Annotated in this window: 15 protein-coding genes; 8 read left to right on the top strand and 7 right to left on the bottom strand. The window is 60.9% G+C overall.

Going from position 1 to position 16,922, the window contains the following annotated elements; genetic code table 11:
• Positions 1 to 15: 15 nt before the first annotated feature.
• Genes lpxK through Q1B40_RS05230 form a run of 6 tightly spaced genes read right to left on the bottom strand, consistent with a single transcriptional unit; the run spans position 16 to position 5,531 of the window.
• Positions 16 to 1,044, bottom strand: coding sequence for a tetraacyldisaccharide 4'-kinase (gene lpxK, locus Q1B40_RS05255; protein WP_299811037.1), 1,029 nt, complete (start codon positions 1,042 to 1,044; stop codon positions 16 to 18).
• The gene (locus Q1B40_RS05250; protein ID WP_299811035.1) at positions 1,028 to 2,350 is read right to left on the bottom strand and encodes a 3-deoxy-D-manno-octulosonic acid transferase; all 1,323 of its coding nucleotides are present in this window, start codon (positions 2,348 to 2,350) and stop codon (positions 1,028 to 1,030) included. Before Q1B40_RS05250 ends, lpxK begins: the two co-directional genes overlap by 17 nt.
• Before the next feature lie 38 nt (positions 2,351 to 2,388).
• Positions 2,389 to 3,096: a lysophospholipid acyltransferase family protein gene (locus Q1B40_RS05245; RefSeq protein ID WP_299811032.1), complete on the bottom strand. Its 708-nt coding sequence runs from the start codon at positions 3,094 to 3,096 to the stop codon at positions 2,389 to 2,391.
• Between the two features lie 28 nt (positions 3,097 to 3,124).
• Positions 3,125 to 3,364 carry a DUF4170 domain-containing protein gene (locus Q1B40_RS05240; RefSeq protein ID WP_299811030.1) on the bottom strand — a complete coding sequence of 80 codons (240 nt, stop codon included), beginning with the start codon at positions 3,362 to 3,364 and terminating at the stop codon, positions 3,125 to 3,127.
• A gap of 30 nt (positions 3,365 to 3,394) precedes the next feature.
• Positions 3,395 to 4,159, bottom strand: coding sequence for a 3'(2'),5'-bisphosphate nucleotidase CysQ (locus Q1B40_RS05235; protein WP_299812539.1), 765 nt, complete (start codon positions 4,157 to 4,159; stop codon positions 3,395 to 3,397).
• 28 nt (positions 4,160 to 4,187) lie between these two features.
• Entirely contained in the window at positions 4,188 to 5,531 is a 1,344-nt protein-coding gene (locus Q1B40_RS05230) for a TldD/PmbA family protein (RefSeq protein WP_299811027.1), read from the bottom strand.
• Positions 5,532 to 5,964: 433 nt separating this feature from the next.
• On the opposite strand from Q1B40_RS05230, the gene Q1B40_RS05225 reads away from it, so the two are divergent.
• Positions 5,965 to 6,555, top strand: coding sequence for a DUF6101 family protein (locus tag Q1B40_RS05225; RefSeq protein WP_299811024.1), 591 nt, complete (start codon positions 5,965 to 5,967; stop codon positions 6,553 to 6,555).
• Positions 6,556 to 6,633: 78 nt separating this feature from the next.
• Here the strand turns inward: Q1B40_RS05225 and ubiA are convergent, their stop codons facing one another.
• Positions 6,634 to 7,578 (bottom strand): 4-hydroxybenzoate octaprenyltransferase, encoded by a 945-nt coding sequence (gene ubiA / locus Q1B40_RS05220; RefSeq protein WP_299811021.1) that lies wholly within the window; start codon positions 7,576 to 7,578, stop codon positions 6,634 to 6,636.
• Positions 7,579 to 7,722: 144 nt separating this feature from the next.
• Between ubiA and Q1B40_RS05215 the strand changes: the two genes are divergently transcribed.
• From Q1B40_RS05215 to Q1B40_RS05185, 7 genes are all read left to right on the top strand, one after another.
• The gene (locus tag Q1B40_RS05215) at positions 7,723 to 8,490 is read left to right on the top strand and encodes a PEBP family protein (RefSeq protein WP_299811018.1); all 768 of its coding nucleotides are present in this window, start codon (positions 7,723 to 7,725) and stop codon (positions 8,488 to 8,490) included.
• Between the two features lie 135 nt (positions 8,491 to 8,625).
• Entirely contained in the window at positions 8,626 to 9,903 is a 1,278-nt protein-coding gene (gene purD / locus Q1B40_RS05210; protein ID WP_299811016.1) for a phosphoribosylamine--glycine ligase, read from the top strand.
• 77 nt (positions 9,904 to 9,980) lie between these two features.
• Positions 9,981 to 10,892 carry an alpha/beta hydrolase gene (locus Q1B40_RS05205; RefSeq protein ID WP_299811014.1) on the top strand — a complete coding sequence of 304 codons (912 nt, stop codon included), beginning with the start codon at positions 9,981 to 9,983 and terminating at the stop codon, positions 10,890 to 10,892.
• 269 nt (positions 10,893 to 11,161) lie between these two features.
• The gene (locus Q1B40_RS05200; protein ID WP_299811012.1) at positions 11,162 to 14,365 is read left to right on the top strand and encodes an EAL domain-containing protein; all 3,204 of its coding nucleotides are present in this window, start codon (positions 11,162 to 11,164) and stop codon (positions 14,363 to 14,365) included.
• A 136-nt stretch (positions 14,366 to 14,501) separates the two neighbouring features.
• The gene (locus tag Q1B40_RS05195) at positions 14,502 to 15,353 is read left to right on the top strand and encodes a patatin-like phospholipase family protein (RefSeq protein ID WP_299811007.1); all 852 of its coding nucleotides are present in this window, start codon (positions 14,502 to 14,504) and stop codon (positions 15,351 to 15,353) included.
• A gap of 114 nt (positions 15,354 to 15,467) precedes the next feature.
• Positions 15,468 to 15,809: a hypothetical protein gene (locus tag Q1B40_RS05190; RefSeq protein ID WP_299811005.1), complete on the top strand. Its 342-nt coding sequence runs from the start codon at positions 15,468 to 15,470 to the stop codon at positions 15,807 to 15,809.
• Between the two features lie 236 nt (positions 15,810 to 16,045).
• Positions 16,046 to 16,906, top strand: a complete 861-nt coding sequence (locus tag Q1B40_RS05185; RefSeq protein WP_299811002.1) for an MBL fold metallo-hydrolase — start codon at positions 16,046 to 16,048, stop codon at positions 16,904 to 16,906.
• Positions 16,907 to 16,922 lie beyond the last annotated feature (16 nt).

The raw sequence follows: 16,922 nt of genomic DNA, 5'->3' as shown, positions 1-16,922 counted from the left end.
GTCTCAGGACCAGGGCTAGGCCTGCTGGTGGAAGCTCCGGTTGCGGAGCGTTTCCCTGATCAGGCCCATCAGTCTGTCCTCGTCGTCGATCTCCATGCGCACTTCGAGCACCCGTGCTGACGACGCGATCCAGTGAAAGAGTTCGCCGTCCGACGTTTCCAGCCTCACCATATCCTTCGCCGTCGTAACGAGCTGCAGCCCAGCCTCTTCCGCTTCCGTCAGAAGAGCGCGTACATCGGCCTCTGTATAGGGGTGGTGGTCGGCAAACGCACGGGTCTGTTTCACCTGATAGCCAAGCTCTTTCAGCGAGGCGAAGAATTTCTGCGGTCGTCCGATCCCCGCGAACGCAAAGAGTTTCCGGCCGTCCAGCTCTCCGTTCGGCTGCGGCCTCAGATGGGCATGCAGGATCGGCAAGGCCTTGCGCCCGGCCAGATGGGCCGCCTCCTCGGCAGCATCGCCCTCCCCCACCAGCACAAGACAGTCGGTCTTGAGGATCTGCTTGTGCGCCGGGGCGCGTAGCGGACCTGCCGGAAGACAAAAACCGTTGCCGAAGCCGGTGGCACAGTCGACCAGCACGAGGCTGAGATCCTTGGCAAGCGCGGGATTCTGAAACCCGTCGTCCATAATCAGCAGATCGACCGGCTGCTCCTGCGCAAGAGCAGCGCCCGCCGGGCGGTCTCGGGAAATCACTGTCGGCCCGTAGCGCGCCAGAAGCAGCGCCTCATCGCCGACATCGGCGGCATCGTGAAGGTCCGCGGCCACCAGCAGCGGTCCCTTCTCGCTGCCGCCGTAGCCGCGTAACAGAAATCCGGGCCTGTAGCCTTCTTCCCGCAGCCTGTAGGCCAGTTCGATCGCGAAGGGGGTTTTCCCAGCGCCGCCGACCACGAAATTTCCGATGCAGATGACCGGCAGCCCACTCTTCGCCTTCGCTCTTGCGAGCATGCGGCGCCCGGTGATCAGACCGTATATCCAGCCGACGGGGGCCAGAAGCAGGGCAATGGGAGAAAGTCCGGGCTTCCACCAGAAATCAGGCGCTTTGCTCACGCTCCGCCTCCGGTTCCCGCCCATCGGAGCGATCTTTCAAATAAGGCTGCAACAAGAACAGGATCTTCTCCTTCGCGCCCCTGCCAGCGTCGACAAGGGCCCTTGCACAGCCTGCCTGCGCGCGCGCCTCGTCCGGCCGGCGCAGCAGTCCGGCGACAAGGTCCGCCAGATCTTCGGGCCGCGATGCCCGCACAGCCGCCTTGCCTGACCAGAACTCCTTGTAGAGCGCGCGTGCATTGGCCACCTGCGGTCCGGTCACGAGCGCGGACCCGCCAAGAGCCGCCTCCACCGGGTTGTGGCCGCCGGCGTCGGTAAAAGATCCGCCGAGAAAGGTCACCGGCGCAAGTTTGTAGAACAGTCCCATCTCGCCGAGTGTATCGCCAAGATAGACCCTTGTGGACGGGTTTATTTTTTCACCCGTACTGCGTCGGATGCAGGTCAGGCCGTGTGCCCCGATCAGCTCCGCGATGTCATCGGCGCGGTTCGGGTGGCGCGGCACCAGGATCAACAGCAGTTCGGGAAACTCCATCAGGAGCTTTTCGCAGGCCTGCAGGACAATCGCATCCTCGCCCGGATGGGTCAGCGCCGCCAGCCAAACGGGCCGGCCGCCGATCTGCGTATGAAGCTCCTGAATTTCGGCTTCCGCCACCTCCGGCACACTCGCGTCGAATTTCAGGTTGCCGGGTGTTTCCACCCTCTTGCAGCCAAGCCGGCGGAAGCGTTCCGCGTCGGCGGCGCTTTGCGCCAGCACCAGGTCCAGACACTCGAAGATATAGCGGGAAGCCCCCGGAAACCGGGACCAATTTCTGTGGGACCCGTCGGAAAGACGGCCGTTCAGCAAAATGAAAGGCACTTTCCGGGACCTCAACTCATCGAACTGGCACGGCCAGATCTCCGATTCAACGACCATGGCAAGGTCCGGAGACCAATGATCGAGAAACCGGGTCAGGGGGCCCGGTGCATCATAGGGAACGAACTGGTGAACCGCGCCTTGCGGAAGCCGCGATGCGGCAATTTCAGCCGCCGTGACGGTAACCGTCGTCAGCAGCACCCTTTGTCCCGAAGCGCACAAGGCCTCGATCAGCGGCAGGACAGACATGGTCTCGCCGACACTTGCCGCATGGATCCATGTGAGATGCCCGGAAGGGCGCTCGTGTTGCGGCCGGCCGAAACGTTCGCCTTTCCTTTGAGCGACCTCCTTGCCTGAGCGGCTGCGCCACCAGAAGAGAAGGTGGAACAGGGGCGTCAGGGCACGGGAAAGAGCCCGATAGGCACTGATGAGCAAGGGGCGACGCCCAGCCTGCATATCTCCCACTCCTTACCTCCAGCGCCTCAGTTCACACCCTAGGGTACGGACGTCTCAACCCTGCCGACAAGTTCATAGGCACGTGTGGTGACCGTATTGAGGCTGTCCTCTACCTGCTGACGGTAGACTTCCAGCTCCTCGTCCCCGGCCTCGGCCGGCACCCGGATCAACTCGCCCACGGCGATGCTGCCGCGCCCGAAAGGAAGGTTCACGCTCGCCTTGTCCCAGCTGTTGAGCTCGATGCTGCGGCTCGTTGCCACCGCCACAGGCAGGATCGGACAGCCGGAATGTTTCGCCAGTTGCACGATGCCGACGCCGGACTTACGCGCCGGGCCTTTGGGAATATCGGCGGTCATGGCAATCGTATACCCGTCCTTCAGAGCCCTCAGCGCTTCGATGAACCCGCGCATTCCGCCGCGCTTCCTGATCTGGCGGGCGTTTCTGCCGCCCGATGCCCGGATCAGGCCAAGCCCGAGTTTGCGGGCTGCGATGGCGTTGACCTCGCCGTCGGCGGATCGCGAAATCATCACCTTCGCCTGCCACTCCGCCGGCTTGGCAAAGGGCACCATGAAATGCTGGCCGTGCCACATGGCGACGATAACCGGCAGCTCCGGTTCCGTCTTGTCGTAGATCCCCGGCGGATCCAGAACAAAGCGGTTGGTGCGCCTGACCAGCTTCAGATAGGCAGCGAGCAAAGTGCCCACACCCGACAGGACCCAGGGATGGCGGCCAAGGCGTTTGATCATTTTTCTTATCGCCTGAAGAAGCGGCTGCTCAGTCGTCCGTTTCCGGATTGAGCAAGCGGTGCATGTGAACAATGAAATAACGCATGTGCGCGTTATCGACCGTGGACTGTGCCTTCGACTTCCAGGCCTTGTAGGCTTCGGCATAGTTCGGGTAGATGCCGACCACATCCAGGGCGTCCAGATCGCGGAAGGTCAGGCCTTCGGGCGACTCCAGTTCACCGCCGAACACGAGATGCAAAAGCTGCTTGGGCGTGTCTTTATCACTCATGAATTTCCTCGCTGTTCGTCAATCCGCAGCTCATTTGATCAGGACCCCGAGCGCGTCGCGCACAGGCCCGATCAGCGCTTGGGGAGCTGCGACCAGAGCCGGATGACCCGACTTCGCGCGGTTGTAAATCAGGTGCTGTCCGGACAGGTCGGTCAGATGGCCGCCTGCTTCCTGCACCAAAAGATCGGCCGCCGCAAGGTCCCAGTCGCTCGGCCCTCCCCGGGCCGCACCCACATCGACCCGTCCCGCCGCCACGATTGCAAGGCGGTAGGCGAGCGAGCGCATTATGTCGGCGCGGACGAACCCTGCCGCGATCACGTCCTCGTTGGCCACGATCGAATGAGGACCGGTCAAGCTGGCCCCCTCAATGTCTGCCTGTCCGGACACCGACATCCGCTGGCCGTTGAGCCAGGCTCCGCCGCCGCTACTTGCCAGAAACATTTCCTCGCGGAGCGGGCAGAAAACAGCGCCGGCGGTCGGCCGGCCATTTTCAACAACGGCAATCGACACCGTCCATTCGTTGCCGCCGGCAAGGAAAGCGCGTGTGCCGTCAATCGGGTCGACGATGAACACCCGTTCGCGATCGAGACGCTGCCGGTCGTCGGCGGTTTCCTCCGACAGCCATCCGTAACCCGGACGCGCGGTGCGCAGCTCTTCCGCCAGAAACCTGTCGACAGCAAGGTCCGCTTCCGAGACAGGTGACTTGTTGCCCTTGAACCAGGTTTCAGGGTCCCGCCCAAAATAGCTGAGCGCCAGTTCGCCGGCCTGCCGCGCTGCCGTTTCCAGCAAGCGCATGTCCGTCTCGGGAGCGGGATTGCCTTTGTCAGTTTCCGGCAAGAGCCATTCCTTCGATCATGATCGACGGTGTCGCTGTCGAGTAGCGGTTGTCCAGATCGCTGCCCGGCACCAGCCGCCTGAACATGTCGTTGAGATTGCCGGCAATGGTAATCTCGCTGACGGGCTCGACGATTTCGCCTTTTTCGAACCAGAACCCTGCCGCACCGCGGGAATAGTCGCCGGTCAGACCGTTGACGCCGTGACCGATGAGATCGGTGACCAGCAGTCCCTCCCCGGCTTCGGCCATAAGCTCCTCAAGGCTCTTGTCGCCCGGCATCAGTGTGATGTTGGTTCCGCCCGGAGATGTTCCACTGCCGCCGCGATGGGCCCGGCCGTTGGGCTTCAGGCCAAGCTCGCGCGCCGTCGCCCCATCCAGGAACCAGTGCTGCAGCACGCCGTCGCCAATCACGTCAAGGACCTCGGCCTTTGTGCCTTCGCCGTCGAAGGGGCGTGTTGCGGCCCCGCGGCGCTTGAACGGATCGTCGACCACCTGAATGCCAGAGGCGAAAATCTGCTCGCCCATCCTGTCCTTCAGAAAACTGGTCTTGCGCGCGATCGAGGCCCCGTTGATCGCCCCTGCCAGATGACCGAGAATGCTGCGGGCCGCCCGCGATTCATAAATGACGTTGGTGGTCCGGGTGGACAGCTTCTGCGGATTGAGACGCCGCACGGCTCTTTCGCCCGCTCTTCGGCCGACCTCCGCCGGCGATTCCAGATCTTCGAAATAGGTCCGGCTGTCGAAATCGTAATCGCGTTCCATGGCCGTGCCGTCGCCGGCAACCGCGGTCATGGACATGCCGTAGCGCGATGAGATGTAGGAGCCCTGGAAGCCGTGGCTGGTGGCCAGAACCACACCGCCCAAACGCCAGGACGCACCCGCGCCGCCGGATTTGCTGACCCCTGCAACGGCAAGACCGGCAGCTTCGGCTTCCAGCGCGATCTCGCTCAGGTCCTCGGCCGTCATCTCTTTGGTGTCGAGCAGATCCAGTACCGGAAAGTCCTTCACCAGCAGATCCGGATCCGCAAGGCCGGCATAGGGATCTTCCGGGGCCACCTTCGCCATGGCGACGGCACGTTCGGCAAGGCCTGCCGGATCATCCAGACGGTTGGCCGAAACCGCGGCGGTGCGTTTGCCGACGAAGACGCGCAGCGTGACGTCGTCGCCTTCCGCGCGCTCGGTTTCCTCAACCTTGCCCTCCCTGACGTCCACGCCCAGGGACACACCCGTGACCGCCACAGCGTCACAGGCATCCGCCCCGGCCTTGCGGGCCGCTTCCACCAGACGTGCAGCCCGTGACTGCAATTCGCTTTGATCAATCAGTTCCGACATCAGGTCCGCCTTTTTGCTCCGGCAGTTATTTACGCTTCGCACCGGCAGCCTGCAACCGCCGCAGCAGGTTCCCAACAGCCTGTGCCATTCCGGTTCCCTCCGAGAGGGATAATTCCGCCTGTCCCCACAGGACAATAACGCTATTCGGCCCGATCGGTTCAGGTTGCGCGTCACGTCAACCCATTCCAGTCAGTCCATTCCGGCACGACGCCGACGCTTGCGTGCCCGTCATCGGCTTGCCCCACCGAAAGCTCATCCATGAGTTGTGTTTATTGCTTTCTGCCACACATGTGAATCAGGCGTTACCTCTCCGCTTACATTCCAGTAACCCTCTTTAAAATCAGACTTTTTTAACCGTGTCTCTTAAGTGCTTCACGACCTTTCTGATCTACCTTCAAGCCATCAGAGACCAAAAGGTCCGGTGGAGAGTCATTTGAGACGTCAAACAGAAATACAGGAAACGGTAGCAACCGGGGGTGGCGCGCAAGCGATGCCGCATCCCGGTTGCCTGCCGGCCCACTTCCAGCAACGACTGGAATCAAGGCCGGGAACCGCTGCTCTTCCTGCAGATATAGTTCTTGATTGCGACAGGGCGATCATCAAGCGCCGGGTTGCCGGTGTTCCGGTCACCGTCGTCGTTCCGACACCCGGTTTCGACGGCGTCATGGTACGGATTGTCCCGGGGGCTGCTCCCGGGGACATCATGGCGGCGCTCATCCTGAAACATCCGGACAGCGCACTGTCGATCACACTTGCGGAAACCGAAACTTCGGACGAACTTGCCGCGCTCTGGAGCCGCTGGGCCCAGACGCTGAACCTGCCCATGCTGGTGTGTGACCTCGGCGGCAAGGTGAAACCGATCGACGCCTACAGCGCCAAACCTTCGGCAAATCCGGCTCCGCGCCGCAAGCTTCGCCTCCTGACAGGCCGCCGCCCGCGCTTTCTCAACAAGCGCCTGCCAGGGCGTCCGGCAGAGGTGATGGCTGTCCATGCAGACGAACGCGAGATCATCGCGCGGAACTGATGCGCCAAAAGACAGATCGGTTTATCGCCATGCATGAAGGGCTCCGCAGCGCGGGGCCTTTTTTAGTTTCCCGGCCCCTCACAACCACCCGATCAGCGCGTCCGCGCAGAACCCGGCAAAGAGGATCCAGCCGTAAGTGGTGTTGGAACGGAAGAGCTTCAGGCACTGGTCGCCGTCGTCGATGTCCAGAACGATGACCTGCCAGCCGAGATGGACGACACCGGCCACAATGCCCAGGAACGCGGCCGGGCCTGCGTCGGCGGCGGTGGCGGCCAGCATGAACAGTCCGGTGGCGGCAGCGTAGAGCACGATCAGAGCCGGTTTGGTGCGCGCGCCGAACAGCCGCGCCGTCGATCTGACACCGACCAGCGCGTCGTCCTCCTTGTCCTGATGGGCATAGATCGTGTCGTAGCCGATGGTCCAGCAGATGCCGCCGAGGTACAGCAGGACGGGCGCCCAGCCGAGCGATCCGAACACAGCCGCCCAGCCCATCAGCGCACCCCAGGAAAACGCGAAGCCGAGGAACAATTGCGGCCAGTTGGTGACGCGTTTCATGAACGGGTATATGGCGACGGGGATCAGCGAAGCGATACCGAGACCGATCGCAAAGCTGTTGAACTGCAGCAGGACGGCCAGTCCGACCAGACCTTGCAGCACGAGAAAGATCCTCGCCTGGTTTTTTGTCACCTGCCCGGCCGGTATCGGCCGGGAGCGCGTGCGCGCGACCTTGGTGTCGATGTCCACGTCGACAAGATCGTTATAGGTGCAGCCTGCACCGCGCATCGCCACGGCGCCGATCAGGAAAAGAACCAGATGCCACAGGTTCGGCCAGCCGTTGCCGGCGGCAATCGCCGCAAGGGCAGCGGACCACCAGCATGGCCAGAGCAGCAGCCACCAGCCGATAGGCCGTTCCCAGCGGGCCAGCCGCGCGTAGGGGCGCATGGCCGCCGGAAGCCGCGTGTCGACCCAATGCTGCTTCACCGCATCGGCAACCGGCCCTGTGTCCTTGGTTGAAAAAAACATCTTCCTGCCCATCCGAAATTCGCTGATCCGGCAGCCCTTCCGGCCGCCGTTTGTATTCATCGGCACTTTTACCTCTAGCAGAGGTGAATTTCGTTCCGCAAAGCGTCATAGTGCCCATATTGTGGCCGACAGATGGAGCACGTTGTGAAGCTTTCCGCAATTCTTACCTCAAAATTCGCTGTCACCGTGGCCGTCGCGCTGGCAGCCGTCCCGGCTGCAGCCTTCGCACAGAAACCTCCGCCTCCACCGGGTGGCAAGGCCCCTCCTCCGCGCGGGGTCCAGGGGCAGGACCTGAATGAAAGCACGATCAGGTCTCAGGGGGCGCACAAGATCCTTGGTGAGGTCTGGGTGGACAACTGGTTCACGCTCTACATCAACGGGGCGCCGCTTCTGGAGGACAGCGTCTCCATCCGTACGGAACGCTCCTTCAATGCGGAACGGTTCGATTTCAACGCCGATTTACCGATGACAATCGCATTCGAGTTCCGCGATTTCATGGAAAACAGCACCGGCCTTGAATATATCGGCACCCGCCGTCAGCAGATGGGCGACGGCGGCGCGATCGCCCAGTTCCATGACGCCGCCTCCGGCAGGCTTCTGGCTGCGACCGGATCCGATTGGCGCTGCCTGACGGTTCAGTCCGCACCGGCGGACCGGTCGTGTGAGAGCGACCGCAAGCCGGATGTTTCCAGTGCCAGTTGCGCGCAGACCGTAACGCCGACGCCGGACGGCTGGATGGCTCCGGATTTTGACGACAGCTCCTGGCCGGCGGCAACCGTGCACAGCACCGGGAATGTCAGTCCCAAGGGCGGCTATGACCGGATCACCTGGGACGGCAGCGCCAGATTGATCTGGGGGCCGGACCTGGAAAAGGACAATATCCTTTACTGCCGTGTGACCGTGGGCGGGTGATTGCCGCCGGATTTCCCGATCCCCGAATTGCAGCGCACCTGTCCGCGTGATAGACCCCGCGGCATCGAATTCGACAAGTCGCTGCGGGCAGCAAAACTCAGTGCGGCGTCACCCTGCTTTTGAGACTGGACACTCATGAAACTTCTCCTCATCGGATCCGGTGGCCGCGAACATTCCCTGGCCTGGGCGCTGGCGAAATCCCCAAGACTGATCAAGCTTTATGCCGCACCGGGCAATGCTGGCATCGCCCAGGTGGCGGAGCTCTGCGATCTGGATGTCTCGAACCATGAGGCGGTAATCGCGTTCTGCCGGGCAAAGGGGATCGACCTCGTGGTGGTCGGGCCGGAAGCGCCGCTGGTGGCCGGCCTGGTGGACGATCTGGAAGCGGCCGGACTGAAGGCTTTCGGTCCGAGCAGGGCGGCAGCGCAGCTCGAAGGCTCCAAGGCTTTCACCAAAGGTGTCTGCGACGAAGCCGGCATTCCGACCGCCGGCTACGGCCGCTTCGACACGTGCGACGCAGCCCTTGCCTATGTCCGGGAAAAAGGCGCGCCCATCGTCGTCAAGGCCGACGGGCTTGCCGCAGGCAAGGGCGTTGTCGTCGCCATGACCTTGCAGGAAGCCGAGGGCGCGGTGACGGCGTGTTTTGAAGGCTCGTTCGGTGAGGCCGGGGCGGAAGTCGTCATCGAGGAATTCCTGCAGGGCGAGGAAGCCAGCTTTTTTGTGCTTTCGGACGGCACTCACGCCCTGCCGCTGGCAACCGCACAGGATCACAAACGCGCCTTCGACGGCGACGAGGGCCCGAACACCGGCGGCATGGGCGCCTATTCCCCGGCCCCCGTCCTGACCGACCCGCTGATCGCGGACGTCATGAAGACGATCATCGAACCAACAATCGCGACGCTGGCCGGACGCGGCACGCCGTTCAAGGGCGTGCTTTACGCGGGTCTGATGATGACCGGAGACGGTCCGAAACTCATCGAATACAACACCCGCTTCGGCGACCCGGAGTGCCAGGTGCTGATGATGCGGCTGAAAAGCGACCTGCTGGACCTGATCCTTGCCAGCGTCGACGGAACGCTGGCGACAGCTTCCGCGCAATGGCGCGACGAAGCCGCGATCTGCGTCGTGATGGCGGCCGATGGCTATCCGGGAAGTTACCAAAAGGGCACGGAAATCCATGGCCTGGAGCCTCTTTCCACCGACAGGCTGGAAGTCTTTCATGCCGGGACCAAACAGGACGGTGAACGGCTGCTTGCCAATGGCGGCCGGGTTCTGAACGTGACCGCACTCGGATCCAGCGTCCTTGAGGCACAGCAAACCGCCTATGAAGCGATCTCGAAGATCGACTGGCCGGAAGGCTTCTGCCGGTCCGATATCGGCTGGCGGGCGATCGAGCGCGAGAACAACAGCTAGCGCACCTTCGGCACGAAGCTTTCATCGGAATGGAAAAAGATCTAGTTTTCCCTTGAAGCCGCGGCGGGGAGAAGGGCTTGAAAAGTAATTTGCCGGATATGTTCCCGGGATTTGACAGCGTCAACGTGGAGACCGCGAGCGTCCGGCTGTTTTGCCGCGTCGGCGGTTCCGGTCCCCCGCTTCTGCTATTGCACGGTTATCCGCAATCCCATGTCATCTGGCACAAGATCGCACCGCGCCTCGCTGAACGCTTCACGCTTGTCCTGCCCGACCTGCCCGGCTACGGCAGTTCCTCCGTTCCGCCCCTCAGCGACGATCACGCGGCCTATTCCAAGCGCGCTATGGCCGAGGCCGTCACCGAGATGATGCAGGCGCTCGGACACAGCCGTTTCCTTCTTGCCGGGCACGACCGCGGCGGACGGGTGGCCTACCGCCTGGCGCTGGACAGGCCGGAAGCTGTCGAACGACTCGCAGTGCTCGATATCCTGCCGACATCCGATTACTGGGACAGGATGGACCGGCAATTCGGGCTGAAGATATATCACTGGATGTTCCTGGCGCAGCCGGCCCCTTTCCCCGAAAAGCTCATCGCGGCATCTCCCATCAGGTTTCTGGAACATACCCTGGCGAGCTGGACGGGCGACAAGACCCTGTCCGGTTTTTCAGAAGAGGCGCTTGCCCACAATCGTGACTGGTTCTGCCAACCCGACCGGGTTTCCGCCACTTGCGAGGACTACCGCGCAGGAGCGACAGTCGATTATCAGCACGACAGGGCGGATCAGGAAGCAGGCAACCGGATCCACATGCCCCTGCTCGCCCTTTGGGGGGAAAAGGGAATTGCGAACAGTGTGGAGGATCCCCTGGCGATCTGGCGGACATGGTGCCCAGAAGCAGAAGGGGCGGCTCTGCCCTGCGGACACTTTCTCCCTGAAGAAGCTCCTGATCGAACTTGTCAGGCATTGCTGGATTTCTTCACAACCAGATCATGAAATTACCTAAAGTTACTCCTGTTTATACACATCATTCAATTTGATGATTTGCTTTACTGGAGAATATTTCTAATAATTTTCAATAATATAATCTTTCATATTATTCTTCTTTAAGACACCTGTTCAAAACAATTTAACCATTCGGGCCTATTGAGAAAAATGGCATTGGCTTTTTGCGCCATTCTGCTGCGTTGGGGTGGGACGTGACGCAGCGGAGAAACTGGCCGAACGGTGCGCAGCGCAAGTTGCTCAGGGGCATGGTATTTCAAGTGGGTAAACTGGACACAGGTGACGGACAAGGCACGCGGGGAAGAGGGCATCGCCTTCGGGGCGTCAGCGCGCGTCTGGACCAGATTCTTGCCCAGTGGTGTTGCGGTGAAGATGTTCAATTCGAAAAACCGCTCAGAACAATCTTTCTGTCGATCTTCGCGCTCACCGTCGCCCTCCTGACCATTCAGAACATCGTTTCCGCCTACCGGAGCATGAACGAACCGCAGGAACAGCTCGTGCGGACCGTTGAAAGGCTGCTGATCCGGCAGAAGGCGCTTGGCACCGAGACGCTCGACCAGACCGTCAGCACCATCGGAGCGGACAGCGCGCTGCAGATGGCCATCCGGGAGAAGGATTCTTCCGAAATCAGAAAAATCGCCGCCGGCGTTTTTGCCCGGAAGCCGGATGGGCTGCATATTGCCGAATTCACGATTTACGGCGCAGATCAAAAGCTCATATTCCGGGCACTGGACCCGAACGACACCGGCGATCGCCATGGCCCCCACCCTGCCAGTCGCAATGTTTCGTTTCAGTCCGATCTGAGTGCTAACCTGTCGCGCCGGACCAGCGGCATCGAACTCGGGCCGGACGCCGAAGCCGTCGTCAGCGTCTTTCGTCCCTGGACTTCCGACGGCAAGCTGCTTGGTTACCTCAAGCTTGCAATCGATATCGAGAGCGCACTGGCCTTCACGAGTTCCGCTGTTGATGCGCAGATCGTCAAGGTTGCGGAGACGGGGCAAAGCCACGGCCTCAGCGGCCGCAGCTTCCATTACACGAATATCGGTGGTCCGGTGCCGGGTGGATTCGATATCGCTTCCATCGCCGGCCCCAACGGGTTCGACGGTCTCAACAAGATCCTGTTGCACGAGAACAGGATCTTCGTGTTGCGGGATCTGCCCATACCGGTGACCGGAACGAACCGTCCCGTCAATCTCGCCCTGGTCAAGGATGTTACCCGCAACGTCTGGGCCTTCGCACAGGAGACGCTGTTTTCACTCATGGCGGGCATCGGCTTGGCGCTGGTATCGTGGACCGTCATCCATCGTTTGCTGTCCAGGCTGCAGTCCTCCGTTCAGATGACGACGTCACGGCTGGAAGCGGAGGTCCGGGAAAATACAAGAAAGCTGGAACACAGCGCCTTTCAGTTGACGGAAGCCCAGCGGATTGCCGGCGTCGGCAGCTGGGAAAGGGACGTGGCGACCAATGAGGTTCTCGGGTCTGAAGAATTCTACCGGATCATGGAGATCCCCAAGGACCTGCCGGTAGATGTAATTCAGGACAACATCTTCTCACAGGTGCCGGAAAAGGAACTCATCGCCGTACAGGCAATCGTCGACACAGCGATGGCCGTTTGCGGAGAATTCGACTTCAAGCACAATCTTGTCCAGAGGGACGGCAAGGTCCGGTTCGTGCACGTGCGCGGCTACGTTCTGGCCGGTCCGGACGGCAAGGCTGCCAAGGTTTTCGGAACCGTTCACGATATTACCGAACGGCGTCTGGCGGAACGGCGGAACAATCTACTGGCGAACATCCTGGAGTCCTCGCTGAACGAGATCTTCATCCTCAACCCGCAGACCTTTCTCATCGAGTACGCCAACAAATGTGCGCTCAACAACCTCGGCTACGATCTTGCGGACCTCAAGTCCCGGCATATCTGGGATATCAATCCGGTTTATGATGCGGAGTCCGTCCGCAGGGATGTGACGCCTCTTTTGAACGGCTCCCGGGACAGCCTTACCGTGGAGAGCCTTCACAAACGCAAGGACGGGTCGGAATATCCGGTCGATCTTCGAGTCCAGTTGCTGAAGGACGATGACAGGGACCTGTTTGTCGCCATCGCCAATGACGTTTCCGAACGCGTGCAACGGGAAAACGAGACCCGCGAGGCAAAGGTCCGCGCGGAACGCCTGGCCTATTTCGATCCGCTGACCAAGCTGTCGAACCGTGCCGGGTGTCAGCGCGACGCGAAATCCCGCTTCTCCCGTTCCGACAGACCTGCGTTTCTGGTTCATGTGGACATGGACAGCTTCAAGCGGGTCAACGACACGCTGGGCCATCTTGCCGGGGATCATTGCCTGGAGGAAACCGGCCGCCGGTTGCGGCAGGTCTGCCGCGGGCTCGGCACCGCCTATCGCTGGGGCGGCGACGAATTCGTCATTCTGGCGAACAGCAGCACCTCGGATCCGAATGAATTGTGCGAACGCGCCCGCCGGCTCATGCGCGCACCGATGGAATTCAGCGGCACGCGGTTCTGGCCGACAGTCAGCATGGGTATCGCCCTGTGCCCGGAGGATGGAGACGACTTCGACACGCTGCTGGTGAACGCGGATCTCGCACTCTACCAGTCGAAGGAAAAGGGCAAGGACCGCTACACCTTCTTCAGGTCGGACATGAAAACCGACAGCGAGACCGAGGCAAGAATCGAGCTGGAGCTTCACGACGCCGTCAAGAACGATCAGTTCGTGCTGTTCTTCCAGCCCCAGGTCAATCTCAGGTCCCAGTCGATCACCGGTGTCGAGGCACTGGTCCGCTGGGAACATCCCGAACGCGGACTGCTGTCTCCGGCCGAATTTCTCCCGGTGGTCGAAAAGACCAGCCTCGCTCCTGTTCTGGGCAAGATCGTCATTGACACGGCGCTGGCTGCGGCACGGCACTGGCTGGATGCAAGTCTCGACTTCGGACGGGTGTCGATAAACATCTCCCCTTCCCATCTGGCTTCCGGCCTGCTCTCGGAGCACTTCAAGGAAGCCATGGCGAAATATAATATCGGGCCCGAGAGGATCACAGCCGAAGTTCTGGAATCCGTCTTCCTGAGCGACGACCGGTCTGGGCACCTTGCGGCACTCGAGGAGCTTTACGATCTCGGCGTTCACATCGAGCTGGATGACTTCGGAACCGGTTATGCATCCTTGACCCATGTTGCCGACCTGCCGATCAACGGACTGAAGATCGACAAATCCTTCACCAACCAGATGCTCCAGGACCCGAAAAAGGAAGCTGTTGTGAACCAGCTCATCCATCTTGCACGGTCCCTGAACATCGGGATCGTCTGCGAGGGGGTGGAAACGGAAGCACAGTATGACCGTCTGCGGATGATGGGCGATTTTTCGATCCAGGGATATCTGATCGCCAGACCGATGACGTTCGACCGCGTGACGGATTGGATGACCGAATCCGCCGACGACCTTTATTACGTCATCTGACGGTTCCGGACCTTCGGCGCGTTCTGTTTGACGTCCGGACCATGCACCGGCGATAAGAGGTCTGGTCCGGGTTCATGCAGCCCTTGCGCAGCCCCGGCCCCTAAACTCTGAACACCAGCAGCCGGAAACTGACGTAATGTCCAGTCTTGCTTCTTCCCCCCGGATCGGCCTCGCCCTTGGCGGCGGCGGCGCCCGGGGGCTTGCCCACATACCGGTGCTTGAGGCCCTCGACGAGCTTGGCGTGAAGCCCGCCCAGATCGCGGGCACCTCCATTGGCGCCATCATGGGCGCGGCCTATGCCAGCGGGCTCAGCGGCAGGGAAATCCGGCAGATGACGCTGGAGATCTTCGCCGACAGCAACAGTGTGCTGTCACGCCTGTGGAAACTCAGGCCCAGACGGTTTGCCGACATGCTCCGCCCCGGCCCGGTTCAATTCGATCCGCAGCGTGTGCTGGAAGTCTTCATTTCGGATTATCTGCCGGACCGGTTCGAGGACCTTCAGATCCCGCTTCGCCTGCTCGCGACCGACTTCTACGGCTGTCAGGAGGTCGATTTCGAATCGGGTCCTCTGCTGCCTGCCCTGGCTGCATCCATCGCGATTCCCGCAATTTTCCGGCCCGTCAAGCTGAACGGCCAGATTCTGATTGATGGCGGCGTCGTTAATCCACTGCCGTTTGACGGCTTGCGGACCAATTGTGACATAGTCATTGCTGTCGATGTGGTCGGCGCTCCGGTTCCGCGAACCGACAAGAGCGAAATCAGCATGCTGGACTCGCTGTTCGGCGCTTCGCAGATCCTGATGCAGACGATAACAAACCAGAAACTCAAGGTGGATCAACCGGATATCCTGATCCGGCCGCCACACGACACCATCCGTGTTCTCGATTTCATGAAAGCAGAGCGCATTCTCAAATCAGCCGAGTCGTTAAAGGAGACGACGAAAGAACAGCTCGAAATATTGATAAAAAAACCAAGCTTAGTTACTTAGAGGCAACATTCGTACAATCCACGAGATAAATGCTTTTTATTGGATCCGAGACCCCGTTTAACAAAGCATTAACACAAACAATAAATACTTTTCCTATTCTATTAGGAGAAGGCTATGCAGCCAACGGGATCAACGGATTTGGATAACTGCCCGGTATCGGACGATTTGCTGAAGCGGCTGCTCGACGCCACGTTCAACGCGGTGACGGATGTCGGCAACCAGCTACCGGACAGCCAGCGCGCGGCATTGGCCATCTATTGTTACCGGCGCGCTCATTTCCGCAAGCTCGGGCTGTCGCTTGCCGCACTCTGCAGCCGGCACTCCCTTGTGATGGAAGCCGGACATGCCGGCGAGCTGATCCATTTGCAGGCAGTTGCCGCCGGTACGGAAACAGAAAGCCGCTTCAACGACGCCGCAAGAGGGGGCAAGGTCCAGGTCAGCCTCCGAAGCGTATAACGAACATCCGATCAGGGGCTGGTCCTTCCTCCCACCCGCCCCCAACTCAGGCAACCGTCTTCACAGCCTCCCTGTGAAAGCCGGTTGCCTTTTTCTTTGTCCGTTTGGTTCCCTGACGAGCCGTTTGCCTGCCTTGGCGGCTTAGGGTGTGGCCTAATATCAACCTCGAAGTTACTTGCCCCAGGAAATCCGCCCGCTACACTTAAAGGGACACACTGACCTTCGGATGGTGACCCATGGCTTCAGCTGTTCTTGAACGTATTGTACCTGACCGGCATCTGCGACGTCTGACGCGGCTGGCAGCCTGCCTCTTCACGATCTTGGCCGGCCTGGTGCTGCCGGGACCTGCCTACGCCGTCTGCCAGCTGATTGCGGACGCGCCCTACAGGAGCCCGGCGCCTGGAGAAGCCCGCGTGTGGCAAGCAGCCCTTGCAGCCGACGAAGTGCAGATCCGGTACATCGGCCATTCCACCTTTGAGCTGGAAACGCCGATGGGCGTCCGGATCGCGACGGACTACAACGACAGCATCCGGCCGTTTCTGCCGCCGACCGTTGCGACCATGAACGGTGCCCACAGCACGCATTATGCGATCAATCCGTCACCCGACATCGAACATCTTCTCTACGGCTGGAACCCGCAGGGCGGTCCGATAGACCATGACCTGACCGTCCAGGATGTCCGCATCCGCAATATCCAGACCAACATTCGCGGCTGGGACGGAGAGAGCCGGCGGCTCGGCAATTCGATTTTCATCTTCGAGGTGGCGGATCTGTGCATTGCCCATCTGGGTCATCTGCATCACAGGCTGACCCAGGAGGACCTGACACGGCTCGGGCAGATCGACATCGTCTTTGCCGCTATCGACAATTCCTCGACGCTACGACTGGAAAGCCTGATGGAGGTTCTTGAAAGCGTCGGCCCGGCGATGGTGATCCCGATGCATTTTCATTTTGCCGGCGCCCTGCAGAGCTTCACGGGCCGGGCAACAGAGGCCGGTTACGAAATCGTCCGGGCCGACACTCCAAAGCTGATCGTCAGCCGTGCAGGACTGCCTATACGCAAGACCGTCTATATCATGATGCCGGGCGGCGCCTGATACCAACTTCTACAAA

The organism is uncultured Roseibium sp. (assembly GCF_947496995.1).
Classification (GTDB): Bacteria; Pseudomonadota; Alphaproteobacteria; order Rhizobiales; family Stappiaceae; genus Roseibium.
The sequence above is the reverse complement of the archived record's forward strand: the minus strand, read 5'-3'. Positions and strand labels throughout refer to the sequence as shown.

Bases quoted from the DNA above. Each gene is read 5' to 3' on its own strand.
- Q1B40_RS05250 (WP_299811035.1), bottom strand. From the start codon at position 2,350: ATGCAGGCTGGGCGTCGCCCCTTGCTCATCAGTGCCTATCGGGCTCTT.
- Q1B40_RS05245 (WP_299811032.1), bottom strand. From the start codon at position 3,096: ATGATCAAACGCCTTGGCCGCCATCCCTGGGTCCTGTCGGGTGTGGGC.
- Q1B40_RS05240 (WP_299811030.1), bottom strand. From the start codon at position 3,364: ATGAGTGATAAAGACACGCCCAAGCAGCTTTTGCATCTCGTGTTCGGC.
- Q1B40_RS05235 (WP_299812539.1), bottom strand. From the start codon at position 4,159: ATGCGCTTGCTGGAAACGGCAGCGCGGCAGGCCGGCGAACTGGCGCTC.
- Q1B40_RS05230 (WP_299811027.1), bottom strand. From the start codon at position 5,531: ATGTCGGAACTGATTGATCAAAGCGAATTGCAGTCACGGGCTGCACGT.
- ubiA (WP_299811021.1), bottom strand. From the start codon at position 7,578: ATGTTTTTTTCAACCAAGGACACAGGGCCGGTTGCCGATGCGGTGAAG.
- purD (WP_299811016.1), top strand. From the start codon at position 8,626: ATGAAACTTCTCCTCATCGGATCCGGTGGCCGCGAACATTCCCTGGCC.
- Q1B40_RS05195 (WP_299811007.1), top strand. From the start codon at position 14,502: ATGTCCAGTCTTGCTTCTTCCCCCCGGATCGGCCTCGCCCTTGGCGGC.
- Q1B40_RS05190 (WP_299811005.1), top strand. From the start codon at position 15,468: ATGCAGCCAACGGGATCAACGGATTTGGATAACTGCCCGGTATCGGAC.
- Q1B40_RS05185 (WP_299811002.1), top strand. From the start codon at position 16,046: ATGGCTTCAGCTGTTCTTGAACGTATTGTACCTGACCGGCATCTGCGA.